The following is a 12,700-nucleotide window of genomic DNA, read 5'->3' on the forward strand; positions in this document are numbered from 1 at the left end:
GAGGGATTTTATTCTACGAGCTCTATTTCATTATAAGTTTCACTTTATTTTACAAGAAAAACTTACGAATGTCATTCCAAGTTACAACTAACATAAGTAACATTAATAATGCAAAACCAATAAAGTGAACCATTCCTTCTTTTTGGCGATCAATTGGTTTCCCGCGCAATGCCTCAATTAAGAAGAAGAACAAACGTCCACCGTCTAAAGCGGGAACTGGTAGTAAATTAAATAAACCAAGGTTAATACTTAAAACTGCTGCTAAACTTAATACACGCGTAAATCCATAATCTACTACTTGATCTGTTAGATTATAAATTCCTACTGGACCTGACAACTCATTAATAGAGAATTGGCCCGTTACTAATTTCACAAGAGACTCAAAAATTAGTTTCGTCCATTGGTATGTTTGTTCAAAACCTGATTTAATAGACCCCATCACTGTTTTCTCTACAGGAGAGTAGACACCGATTCTACCAACTTCTTCTTTACCTTCTTTATCAAGCGTTGGCGTTACTTTCACATTAAACTGTTCACTATCACGCTTTACTTGTAACGTAAGTTCTTTATTCGGGTTTTCACGTACAATGGTAACAACATCTTTCCATGTACTTGTGTTTTTCCCATCAATAGCTTGAATTGTATCATTTTCTTTTAACCCAGCTTGCTCTGCTGCGCTATTCTCCATCACTTTTCCGACCATTGGTTTGTCAACAGGAACACCTTGTACAAATCCAAGAATCACAAAAATAACAAATGCTAAAATGAAGTTCATTGCAGGACCCGCAAAGATCGTTAAAGCACGTTGACCTAATTTCTTAGAGCCAAACTGTCTATTATACGGAGCAATTTGAATTTCTTCACCGGCAGTAATAATACGAGCCTTCTCATTCACTCGGAATGTTTGAAGCTCTTCCTCGTACTCTTCATAACCCGAAATTGTTAAATTATGCTCTAAATCAGATTGTTCGACTTCAATAACGCGAACATTGGGATACTTTTCATATCCATCAAAAACTAATTTTGCAACTTCGTCTTTTTCGTTTAATACAAGGCCAACTTTTTTCCCAGGCTTTAACTCAACTGTATCTGCATCCTCGCCAGCCATTCTTACATAGCCGCCAAGGGGCAGTAATCGAATCGTATACACCGTTTCATTCTTTTCAAATGAGAATATTTTCGGACCAAAACCAATCGCAAACTCACGGCATAAAATACCTGCTCGTTTTGCGAAATATAGATGCCCTAGCTCATGGAAAAATACGAGTGCACCGAAAATTAATATAAAGGCAATCGCTGTATTCAATTCCATACCACCTTTGCTAAATTTGTTCCATCACAAACCGTCTTGTGGCTGCATCAATTTCCAGAATTTCCTCTAAGCTTGGACGTGCAATGACATTGTGATGGTTCATTGCTTTTTCAATGAGGTCTTCCACTGTTAAGAAACCAATTCTCTTTTGTAAAAAAGCTTCAACAGCTACTTCATTCGCTGCATTCATTACAGCTGGCATACTTCCACCTGCTTTTCCAGCTTCATACGCAAAACGTAGGCAACGGAAACGTTCTTGGTTCATCTTCTCAAAATGCAACGTTCCTATTTCCCATAAGTTTAACTGCTTTGTGTCTGAAAGAGGTAATCGATCAGGATATGTAAGTGCGTATTGAATTGGCACTCGCATATCAGGTGAGCCAAGCTGTGCCATCACACTACGATCTTCAAATTCAACCATAGAATGAATAATACTTTCTTTATGTAAAACAACATCGATTTGCTCATAAGGGATACCAAAAAGCCAATGTGCTTCAATTACTTCTAGCCCCTTATTCATCATTGTAGCAGAATCAATTGTAATTTTCGAACCCATTGACCAGTTTGGATGTCGAAGCGCATCTTCTACGGTCACATGATGCAATTCATCTCTCGTTTTATCACGGAAACTTCCACCAGAAGCCGTTATAATTAGTCGAGAAATTCTTTTTTCATTTTCACCATTCAAGCATTGAAAAATAGCTGAATGTTCGCTGTCTACTGGAAGTAACGAAACATTATGTTTTCGCGCTGCTTCCATTACAAGATGCCCTGCAGTTACTAACGTTTCTTTGTTTGCAATTCCAATTGTTTTTTTCGCCTCAATTGCACGAAGTGTTGGTAACAACCCTACGCTACCTACAACAGCATTTACTACTATCTCTGCATCTGGATGTAATGCTACTTCTAAAAGTCCTTCACTACCATATACAATTTTTGTATTACCAGAGACAGCTTGTAATTTTAAAACATCTTCCTCTCTTTGCACAGAGACAATTTGCGGAGAAAATTCTTGAATGACCTTTACTGCATAGTCAATATTTTTCCCTACAGAAAAAGCAACGAGACGGAATTGGTCTGGGTGCGAGCGTAATACATCTAAAGTTTGTGTACCAATTGATCCGCTTGCACCTAATAAACTAATGTTTTTCATGACTCCAACCCCTCGTTCATTTATTAATTGTATTGTAATAAGAAGTAGAGAATTGGTAAAACGAATAACCAACTATCTGTTCGATCTAATATACCACCATGTCCAGGTAAAATTGTACCTGAATCCTTTACGCCATAATGACGTTTAAATGCAGATTGTACTAAATCACCAATTTGTCCAAAAATAGAAATGATAATTGTCAACACAATTAAAATCCCTACATTAGCCTGAACTGGGAAGAACATATTGTAAACAAGTGCCACAACAATTCCACAAACGATGCCGCCTAATGAACCTTCAATCGTTTTATTTGGACTAATTTCTGGCCATAATTTTCTTTTTCCTAATGCTTTTCCTACGAAATATGCACCTGAATCAGTAGCCCATATAACAAATAATGCGCAAAACACATATTTAATTCCTAATATCCTCGTTTCATTCAGATATAAGAATCCCATTGCAACATATGTTGTTGCCATTAGTAAAAATGAAGCATTATCAAAAGTAAATGTATTCTTAGAAAGGACTGTATATGATAAAAGTAATAAAACAATCACAAATGTGATTTCTAATTTACCTAATCCAATCCAAGTAAACAGTTCTGATGCACTACTTGGAATTAAAATAATCCATAATAATACTGCAGCTAAAACTGTTGGTACTGAAATAAGCGTAAGCTTATTCATACGAATTAATTCATATAAACCTATAGAAGCAAGTGCATACACTAAAACCGTAAAAGGCACGCCACCGTAAATTACGATGGGAATGAATAGCGCGGCAGCAACCACTCCAGTAATAATTCTCTGTTTCACTACCAAACCCTCTCTTTCTACACGCCTCCGAATCTGCGCCCTCTATGTTGAAAGTCTGTAATCGCATTTAGCAAATGTTCCTCGGTAAAATCTGGCCAATACACATCTGTAAACCAAAATTCCGAATATGCAATTTGCCATAACATGAAATTACTAATACGTAGCTCTCCGCTCGTACGGATTAACAATTCTGGGTCAGGTAAAGAACTCGTCATTAAGTAGGAAGAAAGCATTTCTTCGCTTACATCTTCAACACGAACTTTTCCTTCCTCACGATCTTTCATCATATGTTGCACAGCAGAAACGATTTCATCTCGACTTCCATAGTTTAACGCGAAATTCAGAATTAATCCCGTATTCTCTTTCGTCTCTTCCATGGCCTTCTCCATCGCTCTGCGTGTATGCGTAGGAAGACGATCTTGTTGCCCTATTACACGGACTTGTACGTTCTCTTCAATCAATTCTGGTAAAAATGTACCTAAAAATTCTTCTGGAAGCTTCATTAAATAATCAACTTCCTTTTTTGGTCTTTTCCAGTTCTCAGTTGAAAAAGCATAAAGAGTTAATACTTTCACATTAAGTTTGCTTGCAAATTTTGTGATTTTCTTTACAACTTGCATGCCTTCATGATGTCCCGCAATACGAGGCATCGCTCTCCTCTTTGCCCACCTTCCATTACCATCCATAATGATGGCAATATGTTCTGGGATGTATCCTTTTTTCACTTCTTCAACGAGATGATCAAACGATGTGTCCTTTTTACCTTTAAAAAAAGGAAAGTTTTTAAACATCATTCATACCCTCCAACAAGCAGACGTATGCCTAAAAGTGTAAAAAGACCCCCTTAAGAAGAGGGTCATATTTGCGAAAGTATCGCTATTACACTTCCATGATTTCTTTTTCTTTGTTTTTTGCGATTTCGTCAACTTTTGCAATATATTTATCTGTTTCTTTTTGGATATCTTCAGTATATCCTCTTAAATCGTCTTCTGTAATCTCGCCAGCTTTTTCAAGCTTCTTAAGATCATCGTTACCGTCACGACGTACGTTACGAACAGCAACTTTTGCTTCTTCAGCATATTTTTTCACAACTTTTACAAGATCACGACGACGCTCTTCTGTTAATGCAGGGAATGCAATACGAATTACAGTTCCATCATTAGAAGGGTTTAAGCCTAAATCTGCTTTTAAAATTGCTTTTTCGATATCACCGATAGAAGTTTTATCATACGGTTGAATTACAAGTAAACGTGCTTCTGGAACTGTAATGTTCGCTAATTGCACAACTGGTGTTGGTGCACCATAGTAATCAACTTGTACTTTATCTAATACAGACGCGTTTGCACGACCAGCGCGAACTGTTGCTAATTCGCGTGAATAAGCAGCAACCGCTTTTTCCATTTTTTCATTTGCAGACTTCAATACTTGTTGTCCCATATTTATTTCCCCCTTACAACTGTTCCGATATTTTCGCCTAACACGGCACGTTTAATATTCCCTTTTTCCATAACTGAGAATACAATTAATGGAATATCATTATCCATACATAGAGAAGAAGCTGTAGAATCCATTACACCTAAACCTTCTTTTAATACATCTAAGTAAGTAAGTGTTTCGTATTTCGTAGCTGTTGGGTCAATAGATGGATCTGCATTATATACGCCATCCACATTGTTTTTCGCCATTAAAATTACGTCAGCTTCAATTTCCGCTGCACGTAACGCTGCCGTTGTATCTGTAGAGAAGTATGGGTTACCAGTACCTGCTGCAAAGATAACAACACGTTTTTTCTCTAAGTGACGAACTGCTTTACGACGAATGTAAGGCTCTGCCACTTGACGCATTTCAATTGAAGTTTGTACGCGAGTTTGAATTCCGATGTTCTCCAAGCTATCTTGAAGAGCTAATGAATTCATAACTGTCGCTAACATGCCCATGTAATCCGCTCCTGCACGATCCATGCCCATCTCACTTCCAATTTTCCCACGCCAAATGTTACCGCCGCCAACAACAACAGCAACCTCTACATCTAGTTCTGCAATTTCTTTCACTTGTTCCGCAACTGACTTAATAACAGCTGGGTTGATTCCAAATCCTTGCTCGCCAGCTAAAGCTTCTCCACTCAGCTTTAAAACGACACGATTATATTTCGGTTTACTCATAATGAACCTCCAATTGCTTACATCTTTATTTTAAAAAAGGGAACACAATGTGTTCCCTAATCTGTATTAGTTACTACCTTTTACTTGGTTCATTACTTCTTCAGCAAAGTTGTCTTCGCGTTTTTCGATACCTTCACCAACAGCGTAGCGAACGAATCCTTTTAATGTTGCGCCTTTAGACTCAACGAATTGACGAACTTTCATATCAGGGTTTTTAACGAATGCTTGGTCAAGTAAGCAAATCTCTTCGAAGAATTTGCCTAGACGGCCTTCAACCATTTTAGCAACGATTTTTTCAGGCTTGCCTTCGTTTAATGCTTGTTGTGTTAATACTTGACGCTCATGCTCAACTTCTTCAGCTGTTACAGCATCACGATCGATGTATTTTGGGTTAACTGCAGCGATGTGCATTGCTACGTCTTTAGCAGCCGCTTCATCAGTAGAACCTTCAAGAACTGTTAGAACACCAATGCGTCCACCCATGTGTAGGTAAGCACCGAATGCATCTGCATCAGTTTTTGATACGATTTCGAAACGACGAAGTGTAAGCTTTTCACCAATTTTAGCGATTGCTTCGTTGATGTGCTCTTCAACTTTTTTACCGTTTTCCATTGTTTGAGCCATAGCTTCTTCAACGTTAGCAGGCTTCTTAGCTAATAAGTGAGCAGCTAATTCTTTAATTAATGTTTGGAAACCTTCGTTTTTCGCAACGAAATCAGTTTCAGAGTTTAATTCTAAGATTAAACCGTCGTTACCGTTTGTTTCGATGAAAGTTAAACCTTCAGCAGCGATGCGGTCTGCTTTTTTAGCAGCTTTCGCGATACCTTTTTCACGTAAGAAGTCAATTGCCTTCTCCATGTCGCCGTTAGTTTCTGTTAAAGCTTTTTTGCAGTCCATCATACCTGCGCCAGTTTTTTCACGTAATTCTTTTACCATTTGTGCAGTGATTGCCATACTTTTCATCCTCCTAAAATATGTATTTATACCTTTTATAAAGGTGTTTATACCTTAAAAAAGGTGATAAAAGGCCGAACCCCTTATCACCTTTCCAACTTTGTTACGCAGTAACAGTTTCTTCACCTTGTTTTGCTTCAAGGATCGCGTCTGCCATTTTAGATGTAAGAAGTTTTACAGCACGAATTGCATCATCGTTCGCTGGGATAACGTGATCGATTTCGTCTGGATCACAGTTTGTATCAACGATACCGATGATTGGAATGTGTAATTTGCGTGCTTCAGCAACTGCAATACGCTCTTTACGAGGGTCTACTACGAATAATGCACTTGGAAGACCTTTCATATCTTTAATACCGCCTAAGAATTTCTCAAGACGCTCTAACTCTTTTTTAAGTTGAACAACTTCTTTCTTAGGTAGTACTTCGAAAGTACCATCTTCTTGCATTCTTTCGATGTCTTTAAGACGCTTGATACGCTTTTGGATTGTTTGGAAGTTAGTTAAAGTTCCACCTAACCAACGTTGGTTAACGAAGTACATACCAGCACGAGTTGCTTCTTCTTTAATAGCTTCTTGTGCTTGTTTTTTAGTACCTACGAATAAGATGTCTCCGCCTTCAGCAGCGATGTCACGCATAACTTTGAAAGCTTCCTCAACTTTTTTCACAGTTTTTTGTAAGTCGATGATGTAGATACCGTTACGCTCTGTGAAAATGTAACGCTTCATTTTTGGGTTCCAACGACGAGTTTGATGTCCAAAATGAACACCAGCTTCAAGCAATTGCTTCATAGAAATTACTGACATAATATAGTTCCTCCTAAATGGTTTTTGATATCCTCCGTTTACTTCATCTCTAAGCGAAACTACAAACGTAGCACCAACACTTAAATCAGTAAACGTGTGTACTTTGTACTGACACCACTGCTTACTATATCATACTGAAATATTACAATCAAGTCGAAAATGCGAACAATGTAAAACTTTCTTTGTTCATACTTAAATTCTAGTATTACCAACCTGCATTTCTTTTAAGCAAAAATTGAAATGCAATTCATGGCTTTTCAAAAAAATGCGATTATGACGCTATGTACGAACAACATCAATCTGTTATACAAAAAAACTCTCCTCAAAAAATGAGAAGAGTTTTATAAATTAGTTTGTTTTTAATTTAGCAAGTTCATGTAAGAATTTGTCGTTTAATACTTTAATGTATGTTCCTTTCATACCTAAAGAACGCGACTCAATTACACCAGCACTTTCTAATTTACGAAGTGCATTTACGATTACCGAACGAGTGATTCCTACGCGGTCAGCAATTTTACTTGCAACAAGTAAACCTTCTGTTCCGTTTAATTCTTCGAAGATGTGCTCGATTGCTTCTAACTCACTGTAAGATAATGAGCTGATCGCCATTTGAACAACAGCTTTGCTACGTGCTTCTTCTTCAATTTCTTCTGCTTTTTCACGTAAAATTTCCATACCTACAACAGTTGAGCTGTACTCAGCAAGAATTAAATCATCATCTAAGAACTCTTGACCAAGACGAGCTAAAACTAATGTACCTAGACGCTCACCGCCACCAACGATCGGTACGATTGTAGTTAAGCCTTGACCAAATAATTCTTTATTTTCTACTGGGAATGCTGTGTAAGCACTGTTTACATCTAAGTTTGAAGATGTTTCTGTAATGTTGAATAAGCTTTGTGTATACTCTTCTGGGAATTGACGCTCTGCAAGCATTTGTTTCATACGCTCATTCTCGATTTGTTGGTGAATTGCATAACCTAGTAATTTACCACGACGGCTTACTACGAATACGTTCGCTTCGATTACTTCACACATTGTGTCAGACATTTCTCTAAAGTTTACAGGCTTTCCTGCTGCGCTCTGTAATAACGCATTTAATTTTCTTGTTTTTGCTAATAATTCCATTTCAAAAGTTCCTCCTACATGTTACTCACATATTTTTTCATCACTTGGAAACTAGGGCGAGTCACCTGATGACACTATTACAAAATAAACTGGCTCACATCTTTATTTTTAGCAATCGTTGCTAATTTTTCCTCAACGTATTGAGGCGTTATCGTTATTTTCTCTAACGTAATTTCAGATGCTTCAAACGATAAATCTTCAAGGAGCTTCTCCATAATCGTATGAAGTCTTCTTGCTCCAATATTATCTGTATCCTGATTAACTTGATAAGCAATCTCAGCAATCTTACGAATAGCTTCGTCTGAAAATTCAATTTCTATACCTTCAGTCGCTAATAAAGCAATATATTGTTTAATTAACGCATTGTCAGGCTCGATTAATATTTTAACAAAATCATCCGTCGATAATTTTGTTAATTCTACTCGAATCGGAAATCTCCCTTGTAATTCCGGAATCAAATCTGACGGTTTAGACATATGAAACGCTCCAGCTGCAACGAATAAAATATAATCCGTTTTTACTGATCCGTATTTTGTCGCAACATTTGATCCTTCTACAATTGGTAAAATGTCACGTTGCACACCTTCACGTGATACATCTACACTATTCGACTGCTTACCAGCAATTTTGTCAATTTCATCGATAAAAATAATCCCGAGCTGTTCAGCACGATAAACAGCCTCTTGTGTAACTTCATCCATATCAATTAAGCGCTGTGCTTCCTCATTTGTCAAGACTTTTCTTGCTTCTTTTACAGAAAGTTTACGTTTTTTTGTTTTTTTCGGCATAAAACTTCCTAATGCATCTTGAAAATTCATCCCCATTTGTTCCATGCCAGTTCCTTGCAGCATATCGAACATGGAAGACTGTTGTTCAGTCACTTCAATCGATACAATTTCATCTTCAAGAAGTCCTGCAGCAAGCTTTCTTTCCACATCTTGACGTTTCTTTTCGATTTCAACATCTTCCTGTGAATCTGTTGTTTGATTCGAATTTTGAGCGCCACCAAATAGCATTTCTAATGGGTTTTTAAATCCAGATTGCTTCTCCGGACTCGGCACTAAAATTTCAACAAGACGTTGGTTCGCTTGTTCTTCTGCTTTGTCTTGTACTTTTACTACCATTTCTTCTTTCACAATGCGAACTGACGTTTCCACAAGGTCACGTACCATCGATTCTACATCTCTACCTACATATCCAACTTCTGTAAATTTCGTAGCTTCAACCTTAATAAAAGGTGCTCCAACGAGTTTCGCCATTCGTCGTGCTACCTCTGTTTTACCAACACCTGTCGGTCCAATCATTAAAATATTTTTAGGTGCAATTTCATCACGTAGATTTTCAGCTAATTTACTTCGGCGGTATCGATTTCTTAAAGCTACAGCAACCGCTTTCTTCGCATCCTTTTGACCGATAATGTATTGATCTAATTTTTCCACAATTTGACGCGGAGTAAAATGTAAATGCATATAAAATGCCTCCCTTACGATTCTACAATTCTTCCACAATTATATTGTGGTTTGTATACACACAAATATCGCCTGCAATGTCTAAACTCGCTTTCGCAATTTGCTTCGCTGTTAAATGTTCACTTGCATATTGTTTTAAAGCACGACCTGCTGAAAGCGCATAATTTCCGCCAGATCCAATTGCTAAAATACCATCATCCGGTTCAATCACTTCTCCCGTACCTGAAACAAGGAGCATCGTTGTTTTATCCATGACAATGAGCATCGCTTCTAGCTGACGTAACATTTTGTCACCGCGCCATTGCTTCGCCATTTCAACAGCAGCACGCTGCAAGTTTCCATTATACTCTTCTAATTTCCCTTCAAACATTTCAAAAAGAGTAAATGCATCAGCAACTGAACCTGCAAAACCAGCTAAAACTTTCCCTTGAAAAAGTTTACGAACTTTACGAGCTGTATGTTTCATTACAACAGCATTTCCCATTGTCACCTGGCCATCTCCAGCCATTGCACATTCTCCATTATGATGAACTGCAAATATCGTTGTAGCGTGGAAATTTCCCATAGAAAAAACTCCTTTATATGTTTTTATAGCTTTAAAAGCAATTTATGCCCGTGGGTGATGCTTCATGTAGACAGAACGCAATCTTTCTTTAGAGACATGCGTATAAATTTGTGTCGTAGACAAATTTTCATGACCGAGTAGCTCCTGTACAGTACGTAAATCTGCCCCTTCATCTAACATATGTGTAGCAAATGTATGCCTTAACATATGAGGACTTATACGCATTGTCAGTGAAGCTTTCTTAATGAGTTCATTTAATACATAGCGTACCCCTCGACTTGTCAGCGGCGTGCCTTTCGCATTTAAAAATACCATATGAGATTGTTCTTCAGTTTTCTTGGCTAACTGTTTTCTCCCGTTCTCTATATAAGTAATTAAAGCATCTTGTGCATAGCTCCCGAACGGAATATACCTTTGTTTTTTTCCTTTTCCCATTACTAAAATTGTTCCCACCGCAAAGTCAATATCGGTAAGTTGTAAATTGACACATTCACTCACACGAATCCCGGTCGCATACATCAACTCTAATAAAGCTTGATTCCTTTGACCTAACGGGGTTTCCGTATCAGAAACTTCAAATAATTCCTCTAATTCTTCAGCATATAAAAACTTTGGGATTGACAATTCTTTTTTGGGGAGTGACGCAAGTGCAAACGGATTATCCTTCCGATAACCTTCACGCATCAAAAAACGATATAAACTTCGTAAGCTTGATACTTTTCTTGCGACAGATTTACGGGCTAACTTTTCATCGTGCAACGTCGTTAAGTACAAACGAACATCCGCGTATGTAATATCTAAAAAAGAGGATATGCCTTCTCGCTCCATAAATTGCACAAAATGTTCTAAATCATTTTGATAACTTGCAATTGTATATTTTGAATAATTTCTTTCAATTTGTAAATATCCAACGAATAATTGTAACAATTTCTTCACATTCACACAATTCACCTCAATAAAGGCTACTAAATCGTATCACAACTTAGTAGCCTTTGCAAGAAATTTAACTAAATATTTACAAAATTTCGAATCGTTTCTAAAGCGCGTGTTGCATATGCTTCATTACGTTCTGCTTTCTTTTTAATTTTCTTCTCTAACGGTGCAAACAGGCCGAAGTTTGCATTCATCGGTTGGAAGTTTTTTGCATTTGTCGCAGTAATATAATTCGCCATACTTCCCATCGCAGTTACTGGTGGTAATACAACCGGCTCTTCACCTTTTACAAGTCGAGCAGCGTTGATACCTGCTAGCAATCCTGAAGCCGCTGATTCAACATATCCCTCCACTCCAGTCATTTGACCAGCGAAGAATAAATCATCACGTTGTTTATATTGGTATGTTGGACGAAGCAAGTTAGGTGAATTAATAAATGTATTACGATGCATTACACCATAACGTACAATCTCTGCGTTTTCCAGTCCTGGAATCAACTGTAACACTTCTTTTTGCGGTCCCCATTTTAAATGCGTTTGGAAACCTACGATATTGTATAACGTTCCCGCTGCATCATCTTGGCGTAACTGAACAACAGCATATGGCGTTTTCCCTGTTTTCGGATCTTCTAATCCAACAGGTTTCATCGGTCCAAATACTAGTGTTTGTCTTCCTCTACTTGCCATAACTTCTACCGGCATACAACCTTCAAAGAAAATTTCTTTTTCAAATTCTTTTAAAGGTACTGTTTCAGCAGCGATTAAAGCCTCGTAAAAACGGTCAAATTCCTCTTCCGTCATTGGACAGTTTAAATATGCCGCTTCACCTTTATCGTAACGAGATTTTAAATACACTTTATTCATATCAATGCTGTCTTTCTCAACAATCGGTGCTGCTGCATCATAGAAATAAAAGTAGTCTTCACCCGTTAATTCTTTTAATTGCGCAGAAAGATCAGGCGACGTAAGTGGACCTGTCGCGATAACAGTAGGACCTTCTGGAATTTCAGTGATTTCTTCATTCACCACAGTTACGTTCGGATGATTTTTCACATATTCCGTTACTTTTGCCGCAAATTCATGACGATCTACCGCTAAAGCCCCTCCTGCTGGTACAGAACACTCATCAGCTGCACGAATAATAACAGAATCCATTAAACGCATTTCTTCTTTAATAACACCAACAGCATTTGTTAATGTGTTTGCGCGAAGCGAGTTACTACATACTAATTCTGCAAATTTATCTGTGTGATGAGCTGGCGTTTGCCTTACCGGTCTCATTTCGTATAATCTTACTTGGACACCACGTTTTGCAATTTGGTAAGCTGCTTCACTTCCTGCAAGACCTGCGCCAATGACGTTTACTACTTGTGTTGTCATATATTTATCACCTTTCCTTTTCTTC

Annotated in this window: 13 protein-coding genes; all 13 read right to left on the minus strand. The window is 37.7% G+C overall.

Translation table 11 applies throughout. The features are described from left to right. Window positions 1-49: 49 nt before the first annotated feature. The 13 genes from rseP to trmFO all read right to left on the minus strand — a co-directional run bounded on the left by rseP (window position 50) and on the right by trmFO (window position 12,675). Window positions 50-1,306 carry an RIP metalloprotease RseP gene (gene rseP / locus BGI23_RS18275; RefSeq protein WP_001090239.1) on the minus strand — a complete coding sequence of 419 codons (1,257 nt, stop codon included), beginning with the start codon at window positions 1,304-1,306 and terminating at the stop codon, window positions 50-52. A 16-nt stretch (window positions 1,307-1,322) separates the two neighbouring features. Next, window positions 1,323-2,465 carry a 1-deoxy-D-xylulose-5-phosphate reductoisomerase gene (gene dxr, locus BGI23_RS18280; protein ID WP_000790359.1) on the minus strand — a complete coding sequence of 381 codons (1,143 nt, stop codon included), beginning with the start codon at window positions 2,463-2,465 and terminating at the stop codon, window positions 1,323-1,325. A gap of 23 nt (window positions 2,466-2,488) precedes the next feature. Further along, window positions 2,489-3,280, minus strand: coding sequence for a phosphatidate cytidylyltransferase (gene cdsA / locus BGI23_RS18285; RefSeq protein WP_044791580.1), 792 nt, complete (start codon window positions 3,278-3,280; stop codon window positions 2,489-2,491). A 17-nt stretch (window positions 3,281-3,297) separates the two neighbouring features. Then, window positions 3,298-4,074, minus strand: a complete 777-nt coding sequence (gene uppS, locus BGI23_RS18290; RefSeq protein ID WP_000971300.1) for an undecaprenyl pyrophosphate synthase — start codon at window positions 4,072-4,074, stop codon at window positions 3,298-3,300. 85 nt (window positions 4,075-4,159) lie between these two features. Beyond that, complete coding sequence (frr, locus tag BGI23_RS18295) at window positions 4,160-4,717, minus strand: ribosome recycling factor (RefSeq protein ID WP_000531500.1); 558 nt, start codon at window positions 4,715-4,717, stop codon at window positions 4,160-4,162. Between the two features lie 2 nt (window positions 4,718-4,719). Beyond that, window positions 4,720-5,442 carry a UMP kinase gene (gene pyrH / locus BGI23_RS18300; protein WP_000042663.1) on the minus strand — a complete coding sequence of 241 codons (723 nt, stop codon included), beginning with the start codon at window positions 5,440-5,442 and terminating at the stop codon, window positions 4,720-4,722. Window positions 5,443-5,508: 66 nt separating this feature from the next. Then, window positions 5,509-6,396, minus strand: a complete 888-nt coding sequence (gene tsf / locus BGI23_RS18305) for a translation elongation factor Ts (protein WP_001018580.1) — start codon at window positions 6,394-6,396, stop codon at window positions 5,509-5,511. A gap of 103 nt (window positions 6,397-6,499) precedes the next feature. After that, the gene (rpsB, locus tag BGI23_RS18310; RefSeq protein WP_000111483.1) at window positions 6,500-7,201 is read right to left on the minus strand and encodes a 30S ribosomal protein S2; all 702 of its coding nucleotides are present in this window, start codon (window positions 7,199-7,201) and stop codon (window positions 6,500-6,502) included. A 348-nt stretch (window positions 7,202-7,549) separates the two neighbouring features. Beyond that, window positions 7,550-8,329, minus strand: coding sequence for a GTP-sensing pleiotropic transcriptional regulator CodY (codY, locus tag BGI23_RS18315; RefSeq protein ID WP_000421288.1), 780 nt, complete (start codon window positions 8,327-8,329; stop codon window positions 7,550-7,552). 77 nt (window positions 8,330-8,406) lie between these two features. Next, window positions 8,407-9,798, minus strand: coding sequence for an ATP-dependent protease ATPase subunit HslU (gene hslU / locus BGI23_RS18320; protein WP_000550081.1), 1,392 nt, complete (start codon window positions 9,796-9,798; stop codon window positions 8,407-8,409). Window positions 9,799-9,820: 22 nt separating this feature from the next. Next, entirely contained in the window at window positions 9,821-10,363 is a 543-nt protein-coding gene (gene hslV / locus BGI23_RS18325) for an ATP-dependent protease proteolytic subunit HslV (protein ID WP_000526271.1), read from the minus strand. Window positions 10,364-10,405: 42 nt separating this feature from the next. Beyond that, a complete protein-coding gene (xerC, locus tag BGI23_RS18330) occupies window positions 10,406-11,305 on the minus strand; it encodes a tyrosine recombinase XerC (RefSeq protein WP_001101228.1) in 900 nt (299 codons plus the stop codon). Between the two features lie 65 nt (window positions 11,306-11,370). Beyond that, window positions 11,371-12,675, minus strand: coding sequence for an FADH(2)-oxidizing methylenetetrahydrofolate--tRNA-(uracil(54)-C(5))-methyltransferase TrmFO (trmFO, locus tag BGI23_RS18335; RefSeq protein WP_002028254.1), 1,305 nt, complete (start codon window positions 12,673-12,675; stop codon window positions 11,371-11,373). Window positions 12,676-12,700 lie beyond the last annotated feature (25 nt).

The sequence above is a fragment of the Bacillus sp. ABP14 genome (assembly GCF_001831375.1).
In the GTDB taxonomy this organism is placed as follows: Bacteria; Bacillota; Bacilli; order Bacillales; family Bacillaceae_G; genus Bacillus_A; species Bacillus_A paranthracis.